We start from the raw sequence: 19,071 nt of genomic DNA, 5'->3' as shown, positions 1-19,071 counted from the left end.
CAATCATTGTTGATGCAATCAGATTCCTTTGAGAAGGTGTTTGTTGCCTCCAGCAGCAAAAAAGTTTAGAAATTCTCAATAAAAATCGTATTGACTTGGTGATTACTGATATTGAACTGCAAGGTGATGATGTTTTTTTATTGTTAAAGAAGATAAAAAGGGATAACCCAGAGATTAAATCCCTTTTCTTCTCTTCAAAAAACGAATCAATTTATTCTCTTCGCGCCCTGGAAGCCAAGGCCAATGGTTTTATCAGTAAAGATCGGGAGTTGGATGAGATTTTGTTCGCAGCGAAACACGTTTTAAACGGTTACCTTTTCTTCCCCTCGGATATTTTGAACAGTATTTCTGGCTTGGCGAATCTGGGAGAAAGCGCAACGCCTTCCCATACGTTGACGGCAAGAGAAATCAGCGTGCTTAGTTATTTAATAAAGGGTTTTAAAAATAAAGAGATAGCTCAGGTGCTTTTCATTAGCAGTAAGACAGTCAGTACTTACAAAACGCGGATTATGGCCAAGTTGGGTGTGAAGTCGGTAATTGAAATGGCTAACTATGTGACTAAAAATAATTTATTATGATGTTATATTACTCCTGTGCAGATGCGGGTTTTATTAGTGTTTGCTCGGTCATTATCTGATTTTATCAAAATGAGATTGCCGTGGGTGATATGACTATTTATTTCAAGTGGTTACCGGGGTGGTCGTGTTTTGTAAAAGGGGGGTTATCGGTTAATCTTAAATATTTCCTTGTATATCAGTATGTTATGATTTTGATTTTTTTATTAATGCGAAATTTCCCACGATTGTATTTCGTGTTGTCTTATTCTTTTTTTGAATTTCGCTGGATATATTAAAATCAGGAAACCATAAGCTATCAATGGATTTGATATGAAAGAAATAGAAGTTGAACCTATAAATATATTACTTATTACCTCTTGCTCCTTTACTGAATTGGCGTTAAAAACTCTGTTGGATAACCTGCAGGTGGTGATGAATAAGAAGTTTAATATCCAGGTGGGGGAGTTCTCAGGCACAGGTGACGATGTGCTGGAATTTATTATTTGTGCTGGTGATCTCCCACATAAAATGAGTTTACAGAGTATTGTCAGGATAAAGGATGCGCTCAAATATTCAGATATCTCTACACGGATGATCTTTATTACCTCTAAGCCCAGGTTTGCATTGAGTTACTTTATCTCTCGGTTGTGCAAGAAGGAGTGCTATTGTATTAATGGGTTAAGAAATATTGATGACATTATCTATGCTCTTCACACCGTGCTTGTCCGATCAAATGCGCCGATCAAGGCCCATTGTAAAATGCAATTAACCTCAAGAGAAAAAGAGATAATTGTTGGGTTGATCAAGCAAGTTAAGCCTATGTATTTATCAAGACGATTCTCCGTCGATCAGAAAACGATAAGTGCGCATAAGATCAATGCATTACGAAAATTGAACGTTGAGCGGTTATCAGAGATTATCAACTTAGACATTTTGGCCTGATGATTGTGTGCTACCCCTGCTTCAGGCGGTGGCTCGTCTTCATTTTTTATCTGCAACGCAGAGGTACCCGCAGGAGTAGCATCGGGTCAGTTCGCACCGTGCAGAGGGCTTACATATCTATAAACGGTAATCGTCTGCGTGAGCGGATCGCGGGTTGCGATATGGCTTTTGCCATGGCCGCACCAATCTCTGCACAGACTGTAAGGCCCTGTACAAATGGCTGATCGTGCATCAGGTAGGGCAAGGCGCCAAACGCAATGCGCCCGCGCGCGCAGGCGGGTTCCAGCAGGGTGTAATTGTCACCGACATCCGGAATGTCATCGTCGGTGGTTTCAAGCTGCTTGCGTAACGTCGGAAATGGCAGGTCTTTGGTCTTCATCGGTCTTTGCCCGCGCGCATCGATAAAGACATCGAATTCATACGTGTTTTCATCGGTTGAAATGACGGTCTGCTGCTGTTTTATCTCCATGTCGTAATCCGGGCCGAGAGTGAGAATGCTGATTATCCCGGCCTCGCGCAATGCCAGCAATCTGCGAATCGATTGCGAGGGAATGGCTGCATAATTATCGATAAAAACACGAGCCAGCCCAGCGTCGAACCTTTGCCTGTCCTGTTGGTCAAGATGCGGGACGATTTCCTGAACGGCTTCATGCAACCGGAGGATCGCATAACGCCAAGGCACCGTAAGCCTGTCGCGTTTGTTACGTTCGACTTCCTGAAGATTAGCGTCCGCCCAGCGGAACGGATCGTGCTTTTTCCGTGCGGCAAACCAGGCTCCGGCAAAACTGTCGGCATCCAGCGTGCCTAGGGAGATCCGTTCACTCCAGCGTGGATCGGCCAGTTCAATTTCCCCGGCAATGAGCCTGAAGACTCGGTTGAGCAGGCCGTCAGCCCCGGCGGCGATTTCATTATTGATCGCGTTCTCCGTGGCGATGCGTAAAGGCTCATAGGGGATCGGGCAATAGAAATCCGCTTCCGGCAGAATGCCAGAACGGGACATAAGCACTATCTTGAGTGCTTCGCTTCCCCGATCCAGATTGAAGAGAACGCGTTTATCTTCAGCCTCAGTGAATGTGCCGTGTTGAACCACAACGGCCATCGCTGCGTCAAGACCGCTCAACGAGGTTCCCATAATCCCGACCTTACACGCCCTGATTTTTGCTTCCATCAGCCCGGACCAGGGGCTTGGGAAGAAGGCCCGTGGCGTATCATGTTCGTCCGGCCAGACGTGCCCGGTGGCGATAACGGCAAGATCAAATCGTTCTGACGCCGGGTCCCCCTCCACCCATAGCCTTACGTTCTCAGACGTGACCTCCAGATCGGTGACCCGACAGGATTCATGCACCTGCACCTCAAAGCCCTGCTTTTTCGCCTGTGCTACCAACTTAAGAAACTGATCGCGGAAATATTCGCCGAGCAGGATCCGCGGCAGGAACTGCCGGACATGAAGCGAGGAGGCCTGGACACCATAACGCGCCAGATGACTTTCGCTCTGGCTACGCAACCAGTCGATGTAAGTTGAAAACAGGGGAGGGATTTCGATGCTGGCGATGTTGGCCAACATCATCCTGGAGTTATCTTCGTTATTATAAGGCATCCCGACACCGGCCTCACTGGCTTGCTCAAAGACAGAAACTGCCAGGGGAGTCTGCTGCTTGAGAAGCGAGAAAAAGGTATAAATGCCCGTTGGCCCGGCACCTACAATAGCGATTTTTTTCATTGATACTCACCCATAACTATTTTTATACCGCCTGTCTGTATGCCATAGATTAGGCTCGCCAAAAGGCGCCTGCCCTGTAAGGCGCCAATGGGAAAGTGGAGCCCATGTAGGGTAAGTGTGGCAGAAAATGCTGATATCCGTCGTCTTTCAAGCAACAGGTAACCATGCAGCAACGTGAAATTTATAGGGTATATTGAGCCAACGCGATATTCATCATGGTAATCCCGTGGCTTAGCCACCAGGATAGCGGTTAAAATCATGCTGCTTGCTGGTGCTGATCACGCTGGGGACACCCCGAACCGCAAGTTACCGTCATCATCTTGCGGACAATATCTTTCTACTTCAGGCCGATAATAATGAAAACTACCCACCAAAAAGTCGTTGATGGCGAAAGATATCAACTGGAATTTTATGATGGATTTGACGGTGGTGCGCTGGATGAAACCCATTGGCTCCCCTACTATCTCCCGCAGTGGAGCAGCCGGGAATTATCCGCCCCTCGCTACGCGTTTTCAGAGACTGGTTTTGCACTTTATATCGCTAAAGATCAAAAACCGTGGTGCCCGGAGTTTAATGGTGCCGTCAGGGTTTCTTCTTTACAAACCGGAAGTTACTCCGGCCCAGTGGGTTCGAAAATTGGGCAGCACCGGTTTTCGCCAGATTGCCAGGTCCGCGAAGAGCAGGTCGCCGAGCGCAAATATCTGCCAAAATATGGCTATTTTGAATTGAGAGCCAAATGTCATCTTGCAGAACACAACGTTGCTGCTCTGTGGATGATCGGTTATGAAGATCTTCCTGAGCGCTCCGCCGAGATTTGTCTCTTCGAGCTCAAGGGCAGCAATATCCACAACGGGCACGCCTTGATTGGCTACGGCGTTCATCCGTTTGGGGATGCCAGCATGGTGGACGAATTCTACGAGGAGCCTGTCGAGCTGGATGTCACCGTATTCAACACTTATGCCGTTGCATGGTCAGAAAACAAGATTGATTTCTTTATTAATGATCGAAAAGTAAGGACCATCAATCAATCACCTGACTATGAAATGCAGCTGATGCTAAATATTTATGACCTTGAAAATCGCAATGCTGAAAACATGCATTTCTTTATCGACTATGTTGCCGGGTTTCGTTGTTCAGGCTCCTGAGCCGCTGGATGATATCCTGACGTAACAGGAATTTTTGGATTTTACCCGAGGCGTTCCGTGGCAGGCTTTCTACCACGACCAGATATTCCGGGTATTTATATTTGGCGACCCGGTGGCGGCTGAAGAACGCGATGACCTCTTCCAGGGAAAGTGAGTCGTAGGGAGCCTTGAGCACCACATAGGCACAGGATCGTTCCCCCAACCGTTCATCCGGCATGGCGACGATGCCAACGTCATGTATATGCGGGTGTCGCAGCAAAATATCTTCCACTTCGCGGCTGCTGATATTCTCCCCGCCACGCACGATAATGTCCTTCTTGCGCCCGGTAATTTTGATGTAGCCGTCTTCATCCATACGGCAAAGGTCGCCGCTGTAGTACCAGCCATCCTCATCCAGCGCGCGGGCGGTGAGTTCAGGTTCATCCAGATAGCCCATAAATACGTTTGGCCCCCGCGAGGCTTCCTCACCCTCTTCACCGTAAGGGAGCTCGGCCCGTTCTTCGTTCACTACTTTTATTTCTACCCCGGGGGCAGCAAAACCGTCCGTGTTGAGCACGCGGGATAGGGGATCGTCCAGCCTCACAAGCGCGTGGGGTGAACTTTCCGTAGAGCCGTAGACACTCAGCAGCTTGATACCCATTTGCAGACAGTCGCGGGCAATTTTTTGCGGAATGGTGGTGCCGCCGCACAGGAAAAAGCGCAGCGAGGAGATGTCGTATGGCTGGTGTTCCAGGGTGCATAGCAGGTCATAAACAAAGGGGTTGCCCCGAGCACGCAGGTGCATCGTTCCTGCTGCAGTAAAGTGAGGCAATCGAGTGGATTAAAAATATCCAGCAGCACGCTGCGCGCGCCTATAAGAAAGGGGGCCGTAACCCCGTGCAAAAAACCGGTGGCATGCCCTAAGGGGGCGGGCATCAGGAAGGTATCAAGCCAGGTAAGATTAAGCCTGGCGCAGTAAGAACGCTCGCTGGCCAGGATATTGTTATGGGTGAGCATGACCCCTTTGGGATCGCCTTCCGTGCCCGAGGTGAAAAGTACGGCAGCCAGTTCATCACCCTGTACGCTGACCGGCGTGGTCAGTGGCGGAGTGTCTCGCAGTAACTGGCTGAGTGCCAGCGTATCGGTGGCGGGCGAGAGCTTGTCAACGGCAACAACCTCCAGCAGATGAGGTAATTGGCCACGCAGGGGTAAGACCAGGTCAATCGGGCGGGTATTTTTAAACGCCGTCGGCGCGAAGAAAACCTTGGCCTGGCATTTGTTCAGCACCCAGACCAGTTCTGCTTCACGCCAGGAGGGCAAAAGTGGTACTGAAACGGCACCTGCTTTCAGGCAGGCCAGGTAGATAACGGTAAACTCGCACCAGCCTGGAAGCTGAAAGGCAACGCGGTCACCTGGTTGAATGCCACAGGAAAGTAGCCAGCTAGCCAGGCTGCTCGCCGCGCGATCCAGGGCGGAATAGGTGTAGGAAGTTCCCCGATTGTCGATTACCGCAATCTTTTCCGGCACGGCCTTCATGGTCTGATGCCAGTAATCAGCAAGCGATGCGTCGCCCCAGTAACCTTGTTGTCTGTACCATGCTCGGCGTTCAGGGTTGAGTTTAATCGTGACACTCATCGAAATTATCTCTATTAAAATGGCTGGGGAGGTCAAATATCACGGTTTGCCGGGGTATGAGGCCTCAACACCGTTCCCGCTCTTCTCCCTGAGAAGGGACGACGGGCCTCACCCCTCTCGCTATGGGAGTGGGGTGAGGGGAAGGAGGAAGGGGCAAAAACCGACAAACAGGCACTGGCCACGGCTAACCGTAGCGGAACTCGACGCCAAAGGTCCCCTGGGGATACTCCCACTGCTCAAGGATGGTATCGCCGCAAAGCACGCGACAAGTCCCACACTCCAGGCAGCCAGCAGAATCGAAACGGATATTGCCAGAGTCGTCCTGCTTGTAGAGCCCGGCAGGGCAAGCCAGGATCAGTTTACGAAACTCATCCATGTTGGGTTTATCTACCAGGATGATATGAGGATGCCCTTCGTTAACGTGGAACTTGTTGATGCCCAGTTTGATGTCTACGTTGACTGAATTTTCATTACTCATAGCGCGGTTGCCCCTTTGATGCCGTCTTTCAACAAATTAATCAAACCAATCTGTTTGGTTCTTTTCATGATGGTTTTGCGCACGGGTTTGCTGGGGCTGCCATCGACGGTGAACATATCGCTCATGATGTCTGCCACCATGCGTGGATACTGGGTAAAAAGGCGTGGATTCTCCATCAGCGCCGGGATTTTACGGAAGTGATGCATCTCATGCATCACGCAGTTTTGCTCCAGGGCGCGCTTATATTCCCCCAGGCTACTGGCAGAAAAGTTCTGCCGCTGTTTGGCCGCAATGGCGGTATTTGCCGCGGCTTGTGCTGAGGCAACCGCCAGATCCATGCCGCGTATGGTAAAGCCCAGATTCAAGCAGAACCCGGCCGCATCACCCACGATCATCACACCGCCATCAGACAGCGTTGGCATCATCGCCAGTCCGCCTTCCGGCACCAGATGTGCGGCGTACTCCAGCAGCTTGCCGCCCTGAATCAACGGGCGAACCGACGGGTGCTGTTTAAAGTCTTCCAGCATCTGGGGAATGCTTTTCCCTGCATGGCTAATATCCCCCAGGCCACACACCAGCCCGAGAGAGATGGAATCCCGGTTGGTGTAGAGAAATCCGCCCCCCATCAGGCCATTGGAAGGGGATCCGGCAAACAGCCAGGCAGCCCCTTCATTGCCGGAGAGATTAAAGCGGTCTTCTATCACGGCCGGGGATAAACCGATAAGCTCTTTTACCCCCACCGCATAGTGGTGAGGCGAGGAGGGCGGCACCAGGTTAATTGAGCGACCCAGCATTGAATTGACGCCATCGGCCAGGATCACCACATCTGCCTTCAATATGTCGTCACCGGCCTGGACTCCGGTGACCTGATTACCTTCCCGTATCAGCCCATCAACGCGCACGCCAGAGATAAACTGGGCTCCGGCCTGTTCGGCTTTCTCCATCAACCAGGGATCGAGGCGGTTGCGCAGCACGGTATAAGAGGCCTGCGCGGGAACGTCCGGTTTTTCACTATGGAAATCAAGCGTAACGGCGCTTTCTTCCGTCAGGAAAGAAATCTTCTCACGGGTGACTTTTCGTTCAACCGGCGCTTCCTGTGCGAACCCGGGCATGATGCTTTCCAGACTGTGCGCATACAAACGCCCGCCGGTCATGTTTTTACTGCCGGCGCTGTTGCCCCGCTCGATGACCAGCACATCCAACCCAGCCTGCGCCATCACGTAGCTGGCGACCGCGCCCGCAATGCCTGCGCCCACAACAATGGCATCAAATTTTTCATCCGACATGCTTTATGCTCCCTATCCCGTCGCAGAGATGCGGTGGGATACGTGCGGTGGATATACCCGTCGCCTTTCAAGCTGCAGATAACAACGCTGCAGCTTGAAATTCATAGGGTATAAAAAAGGTTAACGAGCCAAATGGTCGATCAGGGCAGGAACAACTTTGTAGATATCCCCCACCAGACCATAATCGGCGTAGTTGAAAATTGGGGCATTCTTGTCTTTGTTTACCGCGATAATGATTTTTGCCCCGTTGCCCCCGACCATATGTTGGATCTGCCCGGAAATGCCCAACATCAGGTAGATATCGGATTTCAGCAGCACGCCGGAGACCCCGATATAGCGTTCGCGCTCCATCCAGTTTTCGCCTTCGGCGATCGGGCGCGAGCAACCGACCTCCGCTCCCAGAGCGGCAGCCAGATCGTGTATCATTTTCAGATCGTCCTGCGCTGCCAGGCCGCGGCCAACCCCGATCACCCGTTTGGCTTTGCTGAGATCGACACTGCTGAGGGATTTGGCGCGGCGTTCTTTACAGAGAATTTCCTGGCGGGGGGCCACATAGCTGACCGATGTTATCGGGCAGTCGTGGGTGGGATTGGCGGTGGCAGGTTCCAACACCCCGGGGGCGAGCGTGATGATGGCGGTAGTCGAATTGATCTTTTCTTTACCGAAGGCTAAACCCCCGTACATCCGATGCTCGGCGAAAAAGCCGGTCTCATCGGCCTGTACTGCCGTCACGTCGTTCACCACCGCGGCGTTCAGTAACACGCCCAGGCGTGCAGTAAGTGCTTTAGCGCGTTTGGTGGCTGCCATCAGTAATAATGTCGGTGCCTGATCGCTGTTGACCTCTTTGATGATGGTCGCCAGTGTCTCGGCATAATTCTCAATGCGTTGCAGTGCGGAGGTTTTTTCCAGTATCAAGATCCTGTCTGCCCCAAGCGGCTTGATCCTGGAAGCCTGCTCGTTATCCTGCACCACAGCGTAAACCTGCTCACCCCACAGGCGTGCACCCGCCATTAATTCACCGTAGCGCTCAACGTTGTCGCTGAACACCCATATGTTTGTCAGTTTGCTCATGATGATTTTCTCCAATCGGGGGTTAGTTCAGCGCTTTTTTCAGATGTTCTGCCAGCTCGGCGATGGATTCTGGCGAGTCGTTTTCCAGAATGATGTGTCTGCGTTCTTTTTGCGGCGGCACGGTAATCTCGACCAGCTCGGCTAAAGGTGGCGTCTGGCTCCAGGCAATATCATTGGCTTGCCATTGATTAACCGGTTTTTCCCGGCACCGAGGATCGCTTTCATTGATGGAATGCGGGGAACATTGATGTCCGACGTCACGCAGATAACGGCAGGGAGGGGATTTCGAGGATTTCCACGTCTTCTTCGAGCGTACGCTCGACCCGCACATGGTCACCGGCCAGCTCAATTCGGCTGACGGCGTTAACGGCAGGAAGTTGTAAGATCTCCCCGACCAGCAGGCCAACCTGTTGCGCATACAAATCCCCTGAACCTTCGCCAAACAGCAGCAGATCAAAACCAATCTTGTCTGCGGTGGCAGCCAGTGCATGAGCGGTATCCATAGGCAGCGCATTTTCCAGTAGCGCATCCTGCACCAGATACAGCTCATGTGGGCCGCGTGACAGCACATCCTTACGCACCTTGGTGTTTTGTAACCGCGAACCGCCAACGCTGAGCGCGGTAATCTGATCGCCTTCACCAGCAAGTTGTGTGGCCGCCTCAATCGCATTCAGATCGAACTGACTGATTTTGGCATCGGCGTTATCGAAATTGAGCGTACGCTCTGCGGTTACCACAATATCTTGCTCTTCAGGGACCAGCTTAAAGCAGGTAATTATTTTCATGGCATCTCCGATTTGTCATGTGCACTATTTTTTGAAGGCATATCCGTGGCTGAGGACTGCTTCTGGGGAGAAGAACGCTCTCTGCGCGGAAAATACAAAATTAATGGAAATATATTGCGAGGATGGGGGGATTTACGACTGGATAATCTGTTTTTGTTGCCAACAATCTTGCAAAAAAACGCCAGTCATGGATTGGCGTTTTAAGGTGTGCCGGTTTTATTTCCGTGTGGCCGGGAGAAAAAGACCAGGGGCGGATTAATTATCAAAGGGAAAACCCCCGGGATAAAGATGATTTACATCATGGTTATCGTTTTTAATAAGGGCGTCCAGCTCACAAAAATAAAATACTGCCGTCAGTCTTGGCTTTCCAGCTCAGCCGCGCATCTCTGATTGTCGCTTGTTGCCCCAGGCAGGCTATGCAAACCCGACGGAGTGACGTCTGTACAATCTTGCAAGGTGGGCAAACAATCTTGTTTTTGTCGTTGAAGGTCATATTGTATATTGTTTTTTGCCGCTCTATTTTAGCCTCTGATCATTTTGCCAAAGCCAACTGTTTTGTGTGGAGGTTGCCATGTTTCATCGTTGTTTCGACAATAAAAGAGAAGCCCCTTTTGAACCGGGGATGACGCCCAGGCTTTCCCGATTCGTCATCAGTGACGATCCAAACTGGGAGTCCGGCCACCATGTGCATAATGACGAAAGTGAGCTGATTTATGTCAAGAAAGGCGTCGCCAGGCTGGTCATTGACTCTTCTTACTATGTTGCACATGCCGGGGATATTGTGGTTATTGAACCCGGCCGCCTTCATGCGGTAGCCTCCGACAGTTCCTCTCCCGCCACCACCTATACCTGCGCCATTTATGGCTTCAAGTTTCCTGGCTGGGAAGAGAATCAGATTTTGCAGCCTCATTCATGCCCGGTGGTTTCCGCGGGTCAGGGCGTAGAGGTTATCAAAAGTCTTTTTCATGAGCTCGGTATGATGTTACCCCAGCAAAAAAGCGAATTAACCTCATCCATTTATGATGCTTTTGGTTATGCCTTAACCGTGCTGTTTTATGAGAACTTTAAAAATGCCTACCGTTCTGAACTGGGTTATATTAAAAAAGACGTGTTGGTGAAGGATGTTCTGGTCTATTTGAATAATAACTACTGTGAAAAGATTACGCTTGAGCAGTTGGCTAAAAAATTCCGGGCCAGCGTCAGCTATATCTGCCATGAGTTTACCCGCGAATATCATATCTCGCCGATTAACTATGTTATCCAGCGGCGGATAACCGAGGCAAAATTTGCTCTGACCAATACTGAACATGGTCTGAATGAAATCGCTTGGCGGGTAGGGTACGAAAACGTAGATCATTTTGCCAAGCTGTTTATGCGCCATGTGGGGTGTTCACCGAGCGATTACCGCAAGCAATTTAATAATAGTCTGGCCGAGCAGGCGTATTTATCTAGTTGATCCTTATAGATACCCTAAATAATTGCAGTTGTGGCCAACAGCGGTGCAGCTTCAAGTCACAGGATGTCGCGTCATACCGTCAAGATGCAATCTGCATCTTGACGGTTATTATTGCGCGTTTATTGGTTCTGATAATCTTTAAGGATCTGCCGGCCTGCAATATAAATCATGATTTCATCGGTCCCACCGCCAATCCTTTCGCAGCGAACGTCGCGCCAGAACCGGGAAACACGGGCATCATCCGTATAGCCTAATCCACCCATGATCTGGATAGCATCATCGATGACTTCCATCGCTGTGCGAGCGCAGTGGAGTTTACACAGGGCGGCACTGGTGCGTAGCGACTGCTTCTGATCGGCCTGCCAGGCCACTTTCATCACCATATTGCGCATGTTTTCGATTTTGATCGCCATCAGCGCCAGTTTTTCCTGGATCATCTGGTTATGGCCGATCGGTTTACCGAAAGCGATGCGCTGGTTGGCGTAACGGGCGGCATCTTCAAAGGCGCATTCGGCAAATCCGGCGCTGCGTGCGGCGTTGATCAGGCGTTCCATCTCAAAGTTGTACATCACATTGAGGAACCCCATACCTTCTTCACCCACCATATCGCTTTCGTCCACCTCAACGTTATCCAGGTAAACTTCGCAGGTACTCAGCATGTGCCAGCCAATCTTATGCAGTGGATTGACTTTGATCCCCGGCTTGTTGGATTCCATCCACCACAGCGTAAAGGCTTTTTTAGGATCCTTTGGCTCCGGATCCCGCGCCAGCACCAGCATATACGGGTATTCCTTGGCCCCGGTGATAAAGGTTTTCTGCCCGTTCAGATAGACTTTGCCATTCTTGCGCGTGTAGCTGGTGGTGGCGGCGCTATTGTCCGAGCCAGCACCAGGTTCGGTCAACGCCAGTGCATAAGCCGGATCGCCGGTGGCCAGCGTGCTTTCTGCCGTTTTGCGCAACTGTTCGGCAGTACCAAAGCGACGCATGCTGTGGATACACTGCCCGTTGGTGATCAGGAACGCCGGTGCGCCACATTTGGAGACTTCCATCAGCGCCAGCATTTGGGTGACATAATCTGCCGGAATACCGCCGTACTCTTCCGGTACGCCTAACAGCGAAATACCGCTATCGGCGAGTGCACGCATAAACTCGGTTGGATAGGTTGAGGTCTGATCGCAGGTGCGGAAATATTCCTCCGAAAAGTTGTTGGTGATCAGTTCCCGAATACTGGCAAGCAACAGTTCCTGCTCTTCAGTTAAAGAAAAGTCCATAGCTTTACTCCTTTTAATAAACCGCTTCAGGTAAAACGAAGCCCATCACGTCGTCGATAAACATTCTTTCATCCATCAGTTTCAGCTGCGGAGAAATAACCGGTGTGAAATCCATCTTTGCCAGAATGTCTTTTTCCAGGTCGACACCGGGGGCAATTTCAATCAGGTGAAGGCCGTCTTCTTTCAATGTAAATACCGCACGTTCGGTGATGTAACGAACATCTAATCCCCGCTCGAGCGCAATTTTCCCGCTAAAGGTGATTTCCGGTAATTCCTTAATAAATTTATTGACGCGTCCTTCCTGAACGATACTCAGTTTGCCGTCTGCAACTTCGGTTTTTAAACTGCCAGCGGTCAGCGTGCCGCAGAAAATAATCTTTTTCGACGTGGCGCTAATATCGATAAAGCCACCGGTCCCCATGATTTTTCCATTGAATTTGTGTACCCCGACGTTGCCATGCTGATCAACCTCGGCAAAGCTCAGGTAACAGACATCCAGCCCGCCACCGTGGTAAAAATCGAATTGGGAGGTCATATCCAGGATGGCGCGGGTATTGACGTTGGCGCCAAATGCGACGCCCTGCGACGTAATGCCGCCAATCGGGCCGGTTTCGACGGTTAGTACAAAATCATCTGCGCAGCCCTCTTCACGGGCGACCAGGCCGATACCGTCCGCAATGCCTACACCAACGTTACCCACCGCGCCTTTGCGCATCTCAAACAGTGCGCGCCTTGCTACCAGTTTGCGCTGGTTAAGGGGAAGGGCGATTTTGGTGCTGTCATCCAGAATGAAGTCGCCGGAGATAAAGCGATTAACCGGGGCTCCGCCATACAGTTGAGTCTGTTGGCCATCGACCACGACGATATCGATCAGGTAGCCAGGGATGCGTACCGATTTGGGGTGCAGCGTCGCCTTCCTGACCATCTTTTGCACTTGCATTATTACCAGGCCGCCGTTGTTGTGAACCGCCTGGGCAATCACCAGCGCATCCAGGTACATCACCTCATCTTCAAAGGAGGCATAACCTTCGCTATCGCAGGTGGTGGCACGGATAAATGCCACATTGGGGGCAATAGCTTTGTAGTAGAGATATTCTTTGTTATCGATTTCGACCAGCTTGATCAGATCTTCTTTGGTCACTTCGTTAAGTTTGCCGCCCTGCTGGCGGGGATCGACAAAGGTACCGATGCCGATCTCACTTAAAATCCCCGGCTGATGCGCTGCCGAGGCTCGGATTGCCTGGGTTAACACGCCCTGAGGATAGTTATAAGCCTCAATCTTGTTCTGTTCAGCCAGGTCGGAAATGCGTGGAGATTGCCCCCAATGCCCACATAGCGCCCATTTCACCAACCCTTCCTGAGCCAGTGGGCTGATGCCGCGATCCGCCCGGTCGCCAAGCCCGGTAGGGCTTATCAATGACAGGTTACGTGGTGTCTGTGTGGTTTTATATTTCTCAGCCAGGGCCGTAATTAAGGTGGTGGCTTCCAGAATACCGCCACCGGCACCTAATACGCATAAGGTGGCCTCATCAGGAATATAATTCACGGCTTCCTGGGCCGATAATACCGGGACTCGACCATTTATTCTCTTCGGTTTTTCCAGACTCATAATAACTCCTGTTGACGACCGATTAATGTGTTTTCTTTAACACTGAGGCGAATACGCAGGCGTGCGGATGCCGCTGATAAACAGCATATACCTGTCGTCTTTCAAGCCGAGTGCCCAGCGGCAACGTGAAATTAATCAGGTATAAAACCGGCCGCGCTGTTATTTATTTAAATTTCTAAGCGGGAATAGAGCTATTCCCGCCAGAGATTAATTCATCACGCTATCAGGATTGATGCAGTACCGTTAATACCGAGCGTAAATCCGTCACAGAGATCTGCCCAGGGGCGGAAGCTTTCTTTACCGCACCAAAGGTGGCCGCAGAACCAAAAACTTCGCCAGCTAAACGGGAAATAATGCCGGATTTAGACATGGACATGGTAATGATGGGCCGATCGGCATGCTTCTCGTGCATGTCCAGCGTAGCCGCCAGCAGGGTCAATACGTCTTCTTTACTTTGCGGCATCAGCGCGATTTTCGGAATATCAGCGCCCAGTTCCTGCATTTTGCAAAGGCGGTTGATTATTTCCTCTTTAGGGGGGTTTTAGTGAAATCATGATTGGACATGATGACTTTGACATTGTTTGCATGGGCGTGTGCCACAACATCTTTTACCAAAGCATCGCCGGTAAACAGTTCCAGATCGATCATATCGACCAGGCCACTGTCTACCATCGCCAAATTGAGGGTGATATAAGCCTCTGGCGGCAAGGCTTGCTCACCCCCTTCCTGAGCACTACGGAAGGTGAACAGCAACGGTTTGTCATCAATAATGGCTTTTATCTGACGCACGGCTTCGATAACGCTTGGGAGCGATTTGACGTCGGTGAAATGATCTGCGCGCCATTCCAGAATATCGAAATCAGCGTGACGATAGTCCTGCGCTTCAGCCACCACACCAGGGATATCTTTCCCCATCAAAGAGACAATGATTTTTGGCGCACCTTCGCCGAACACTTGGTTTTTCACGGTTACGGTTTTCATTTTTACCCTTTGTATATCCTGAATAATTCGAGTTGCATTGAGGCGGCAACCGCTCGAATCCCGCTGCGCTTACCGGGGTAAGCGATACGGGTGAGTAAGGGCAGTCAACAAAAATGCAGCTTGAAGTATGACATGTCTATGCGTGTTTACCGCAGATATACCGCCCTGTCACCCTAACGGGAATGTTGCGCCTCGAACCCCATGGCCTGCTTAATGTATTCCAGCGGGAAATCCTCTCCAGTCCAAAGTTTGAACTGTTCAGCACCTTGCCATAACAACATACCGTAACCATCGATCGTTTTGCAGCCAGCCTGTTGAGCCATTTGCAGCAACTTGGTCATATGCGGGTTATAAACACACTCGGTCACCAGCAGTTCCGGGCGCAGCATGGCAATGTCGCTGACAATGGATTCATTCTCAAGTGGCTTCATACCGACTTTGGTGCCGTTGGTCAGGATATCGGCAGTGGCGATGGCATTAGCAAAGGCTTCCTGGTCCGCCAGATCGGTCATGGTCACCTTGCAGTCGGTGTTGTCGTTGACGCGTTTGGCAAAGGCCACGCCTTCGTTGTAGAACTCGTCGCGGCGATTGAACAACTTGATCTCTTTAATGCCTTCAATCGCGGCTTGCGCACCGATCGCGGTAGAGGCCCCACCGGCACCGACCAGCACCATGGTTTTACCTTTGATATCAAACCCGCTTTCTTTTATGGCCCGAATATGCCCGGTGCCGTCGGTGTTATAGCCGCGCAGGTAGCCGTCGTCATTCACAATAGTATTGATGGCACCCACCAATTTAGCCGCTGGTGTTAACTCATCAACATATTTGCAGGCGAACTGTTTATTCGGCATGGAGACGCCCGTTCCGCGCATTTTTAACGCCTTGAGCCCCTCAATGGCATTGCCAAAGGTGCTGTTATCGACCTCAAAAGCCATATAGGTAAAAGGAAGCCCAACCTTGTCCAACGCTTTATTTTGCATTTCTGGCGATAAACTGTGCCGGATTGGATATGCCATCAGCCCGATAAGCTCATATTTTGCAGTAACTTCCATTATAAACTCCTGTTTTATGTTGTTCGTTCAGGCAGGGCATAGTGAGGTGGGAAATAATCCTCACCCTGCCCAGCGCAAAATGTGTTTCTTTGGTGCAATTGTGAGTTACTGGAAAAAACGTTCGCCAAGCCGTAAGTCGCTATGAGGAACTTTGAAGACTCTGTAATAGCGGATAAAGACAATAATGGCGGTAACGAATGCCAACAGGGCAAAAGCAATGTCCAGTAAAATAATGTATTGCAAACCGATGTTGGATAAATATCCGGTAATTAAGGGAATAAGAAAGTTGGCCAGGCCGCCCATCATCATATATACGCTAGTGACCTTGGCTTTGCTTTTAGGGAAAAACTCCGACATGACGGATACGCCAAGCTGCAATATCCCACCGGCGGCAGAAAAACCAATCGCAAATGCCCCCACGTTACAGACCAGCGGTGACGGGTAAAGATAAATGATCGATGCCGCTATGACGGCTACCCCGGCGTTAAAGACGTTGGCCCAGACCGGGCGAACGGTGCTTTTTAACAGCAGGGCGAAGATAAAGACGCACAGCAGTGAGCCCAGGCTATACCAGGAGATGGTTTTCAGCGCATCGGCCTCTGCCATACCGGCAAATGCCATGGCGTATTTGGGCATCCAGACGACAATCACATAGAAGGTAGAGAAGGCCGCCACGCCGAATATCACCGAGGATACGCCTTCCAGCCATGCCAGAGGCTTGCTGTTCATTTGTGGTAATTCTTTGGCAACGGCTGCATCCACCAGTTGGCTGGGGAACTTGCTTCTGAGCAGCAGCAAGGTGATCAGCACAAAGAGAATGCCCGGGATTATCATGGCGTAGCCGTACCAGATTTGGCTGACCAGCAGATAGCTGACCAGCATCGGATAGAACATCTGGCCGAAGGAGACCATAGCTTTAACCAGAATGACTGCTGAACCGGAGGTTTTGGGTAACACTCCATCAGCGCTGGGTAGCCGCCGGTATCCAGCGCGGCGTTGGCAACGCCCACGCAAACGGCCAAGCCGAAAGCGACGATCAGATTGGGGCTGGCGGGAATGCCGAAGAAAAACAGAATATACAGAGCGACACCGATCAGAATGGCAGTACGCCGGCCAAATTTGTCGGATATGACGCCAAAGAACAGGATACTGACTAATCGGCCTAGACCGATGCCGGATATGAGGTAGGCAATACCGGCATTATCAGTGCCGAATTTTTCCGCCAGTGGTGTCATATTTTGCGCCAGGGTAATGACGCTAGCGCCGTGTAGAAAATAACTCAAATAGATGCTGATGACCGCTAATATAAATGGCGCTTTGAAGGCCTTGCTTTGGCTCATACTGTTCTCCGCTTGTCGCTAATTTTTTACGTTATCTGGATCCTGAGGATATTTTTGTTTTGATAGCCTGATTGCGGTAAATAATTACACCTGTAATGTTAACTATCACGAGTATAGGGAGAGCCCAGGGTGAAAAGAACGTAATATGCCGTTTTAGTTTTTAATTTTGTTGCAGGAAAAACCGCCGCGACAGTTCCTTAATATGTTGTTGAGTTGTACTGGTATTTCACCCTGATTTCTTATCCCCGAGGCAGGTAGCGCGGGGTTGCCAACCTAAGGCGGTGGTAATTAACAAGTCATTTACTTAACCCAGTCTCTGAGCGCAGGCGAAATGGTGTCTTATTTTGCACGACACCATAATAATATTGCCGGAGGGGATCAACTGACGACCTGGGCCACCTTTAGGGTGTTGCCGGTTTGTTTATGGCTGCGATAACCAATAAAAAGTGCGAGTAGAAAACCGCAGGCTGCGATGCCGGTATCGAACCACATAATATTGGCAATACTGGTCTCGGAAATCCTGGCGGTAATTAAAGGAATAGTGAAGGTCGCCAGGCTCCCTGCGCTATAAAAAATGCCCGTGGCCTTTCCTTTCGCGTGGGGAAGGCGGGTCGCCATCAGTGTCAATCCCAACTGCATGACCCCCCTGCGGCAGAGAAACCGATGACAAAAGCGAAGATAATCACCACGTACATATTGGGATACAGGCAAACGGTGAGCAGGGTAATAAAGGAGATAAAGGTATACAGCATCAGGAAAGTTGTTGATTTTATGCTTTTTTTACCAGCGCAGCGGTGATGAAAACGCACATCAATGAGCCTGTGGTATAAATGCTTAACAGCTTGATCGACATTGTATATGTCATACCTGCCACAAACTGGCCGTACTGCGCCAACCACTGGCTGATCAGGTAAAAGGTGGCCATAGAAATATAGCCATATAAGGTATAGCTGGCGAGATCGACGATGGAACAACGCGGATTGTTATCCGGAGTGGGGCTTGGCCTGTCTGGGCGCTTCGTGGCCACGCGCCACTCGGGAAGTGGCGGAAATGGGCAGCGCAACAGAAACAGGCCATTGAGCAACATAATGCCTGCGGCGATCAGGAACGACCAGCCAAACCATAATTCAGCCCAGACCAGCAGGCTTATCACCATCGGCAACATAAACTGGCCGCCAGAGACAAAGGCTTTGATGAGGATATTGGCTGTGCCAGGGGATTTGGGGAACGCCTCCATAAGCGTTGGATAAGTGCCGGAATCAAGAAAGCTGTTGGCAATACCCGCTAAAAAGCCAAATACATAAGCGATAATAATGCTGTGGGTAAAGAGGATGCCGAGAAAGAATCCCAAATAGCAAGCTATCCCCAGGAAAATAAAAGGCCTGCGACCAAAGCGGTCGGATAATATACCGGTTAATAACAATACGCTGAGCCTGCCAATCCCCAATGAAGAGATAACAATCGAAACCCCGGCGGCATCCGTATGCCATTGTTCCGCGAGATAAGGCATATTAAGACTTATTAATATAACCCCCATGCCGTGTACCAGATAATTGAGATACAACCCCAGGGCTGTGGGTACATACTTGTTTTCCATGTTTTGTTGCTCAGTCATTCGCGCGGTAATCGATAATTCGCGCAGAGAAACCCTACTGAGCGCGAGATCCTGACAGGTGTTCGCCTGTTGTCGAGAGTGGTAGTTAATTAAACGTGCCAGCAGGGGGATTGAAAACGCGACCGCGTTGTCGATGTTGCAGGCAGACC

The 19,071-nt window shown here is 50.4% G+C and carries 11 protein-coding genes and 6 pseudogenes; 5 read left to right on the top strand and 12 right to left on the bottom strand.

Going from position 1 to position 19,071, the window contains the following annotated elements:
• Positions 1–68: 68 nt before the first annotated feature.
• The 3 genes and pseudogenes from ACQ86O_RS26770 to ACQ86O_RS26760 form a co-directional block, all read left to right on the top strand.
• Positions 69–272, top strand: a pseudogene (locus ACQ86O_RS26770) (response regulator); the annotation flags it as partial.
• The gene (locus tag ACQ86O_RS26765) at positions 270–578 is read left to right on the top strand and encodes a response regulator transcription factor (RefSeq protein ID WP_431225838.1); all 309 of its coding nucleotides are present in this window, start codon (positions 270–272) and stop codon (positions 576–578) included. The pseudogene ACQ86O_RS26770 and the gene ACQ86O_RS26765, both read left to right, overlap by 3 nt.
• Before the next feature lie 309 nt (positions 579–887).
• Positions 888–1,499, top strand: coding sequence for a LuxR C-terminal-related transcriptional regulator (locus tag ACQ86O_RS26760; protein WP_431223581.1), 612 nt, complete (start codon positions 888–890; stop codon positions 1,497–1,499).
• Positions 1,500–1,608: 109 nt separating this feature from the next.
• Here ACQ86O_RS26760 and ACQ86O_RS26755 read toward each other — a convergent pair whose 3' ends face one another.
• Complete coding sequence (locus ACQ86O_RS26755) at positions 1,609–3,219, bottom strand: FAD-NAD(P)-binding protein (RefSeq protein ID WP_431223580.1); 1,611 nt, start codon at positions 3,217–3,219, stop codon at positions 1,609–1,611.
• Positions 3,220–3,575: 356 nt separating this feature from the next.
• Here ACQ86O_RS26755 and ACQ86O_RS26750 point away from each other — a divergent pair, with 356 nt between their 5' ends.
• Positions 3,576–4,364 carry a glycoside hydrolase family 16 protein gene (locus ACQ86O_RS26750; RefSeq protein WP_431223579.1) on the top strand — a complete coding sequence of 263 codons (789 nt, stop codon included), beginning with the start codon at positions 3,576–3,578 and terminating at the stop codon, positions 4,362–4,364.
• On the opposite strand, the pseudogene fadK reads toward ACQ86O_RS26750, so the two are convergent.
• The 5 genes and pseudogenes from fadK to ACQ86O_RS26725 form a co-directional block, all read right to left on the bottom strand.
• Positions 4,324–5,978 (bottom strand): annotated as a pseudogene (gene fadK, locus ACQ86O_RS26745) (medium-chain fatty-acid--CoA ligase). The gene ACQ86O_RS26750 and the pseudogene fadK sit on opposite strands and share 41 nt — an antisense overlap.
• A gap of 184 nt (positions 5,979–6,162) precedes the next feature.
• Positions 6,163–6,456 carry a ferredoxin family protein gene (locus tag ACQ86O_RS26740; RefSeq protein WP_431223578.1) on the bottom strand — a complete coding sequence of 98 codons (294 nt, stop codon included), beginning with the start codon at positions 6,454–6,456 and terminating at the stop codon, positions 6,163–6,165.
• Positions 6,453–7,742 carry an FAD-dependent oxidoreductase gene (locus ACQ86O_RS26735; RefSeq protein ID WP_431223577.1) on the bottom strand — a complete coding sequence of 430 codons (1,290 nt, stop codon included), beginning with the start codon at positions 7,740–7,742 and terminating at the stop codon, positions 6,453–6,455. Before ACQ86O_RS26735 ends, ACQ86O_RS26740 begins: the two co-directional genes overlap by 4 nt.
• Positions 7,743–7,862: 120 nt before the next feature.
• The gene (locus ACQ86O_RS26730) at positions 7,863–8,813 is read right to left on the bottom strand and encodes an electron transfer flavoprotein subunit alpha (RefSeq protein ID WP_431223576.1); all 951 of its coding nucleotides are present in this window, start codon (positions 8,811–8,813) and stop codon (positions 7,863–7,865) included.
• A gap of 22 nt (positions 8,814–8,835) precedes the next feature.
• A pseudogene (locus tag ACQ86O_RS26725) lies at positions 8,836–9,598 on the bottom strand (electron transfer flavoprotein).
• 571 nt (positions 9,599–10,169) lie between these two features.
• Here ACQ86O_RS26725 and ACQ86O_RS26720 point away from each other — a divergent pair.
• Complete coding sequence (locus ACQ86O_RS26720; protein WP_431223575.1) at positions 10,170–11,054, top strand: AraC family transcriptional regulator; 885 nt, start codon at positions 10,170–10,172, stop codon at positions 11,052–11,054.
• Positions 11,055–11,173: 119 nt separating this feature from the next.
• Here ACQ86O_RS26720 and ACQ86O_RS26715 read toward each other — a convergent pair whose 3' ends face one another.
• The 6 genes and pseudogenes from ACQ86O_RS26715 to ACQ86O_RS26690 form a co-directional block, all read right to left on the bottom strand.
• A complete protein-coding gene (locus ACQ86O_RS26715; protein WP_431223574.1) occupies positions 11,174–12,325 on the bottom strand; it encodes an acyl-CoA dehydrogenase in 1,152 nt (383 codons plus the stop codon).
• A 13-nt stretch (positions 12,326–12,338) separates the two neighbouring features.
• Positions 12,339–13,934: an acyl CoA:acetate/3-ketoacid CoA transferase gene (locus ACQ86O_RS26710; protein WP_431223573.1), complete on the bottom strand. Its 1,596-nt coding sequence runs from the start codon at positions 13,932–13,934 to the stop codon at positions 12,339–12,341.
• 223 nt (positions 13,935–14,157) lie between these two features.
• Positions 14,158–14,915 (bottom strand): annotated as a pseudogene (aroD, locus tag ACQ86O_RS26705) (type I 3-dehydroquinate dehydratase).
• Between the two features lie 173 nt (positions 14,916–15,088).
• Positions 15,089–15,967 (bottom strand): quinate/shikimate dehydrogenase, encoded by an 879-nt coding sequence (ydiB, locus tag ACQ86O_RS26700; RefSeq protein ID WP_431223572.1) that lies wholly within the window; start codon positions 15,965–15,967, stop codon positions 15,089–15,091.
• 105 nt (positions 15,968–16,072) lie between these two features.
• Positions 16,073–17,307, bottom strand: a pseudogene (locus ACQ86O_RS26695) (MFS transporter).
• A 378-nt stretch (positions 17,308–17,685) separates the two neighbouring features.
• Positions 17,686–18,904: pseudogene (locus ACQ86O_RS26690) on the bottom strand (MFS transporter).
• Positions 18,905–19,071 lie beyond the last annotated feature (167 nt).

The sequence above is a fragment of the Serratia sp. L9 genome (genome assembly GCF_050632285.1).
Lineage (GTDB): Bacteria > Pseudomonadota > Gammaproteobacteria > Enterobacterales > Enterobacteriaceae > Chania.
This window is presented reverse-complemented; position numbering and strand designations above follow the sequence as displayed.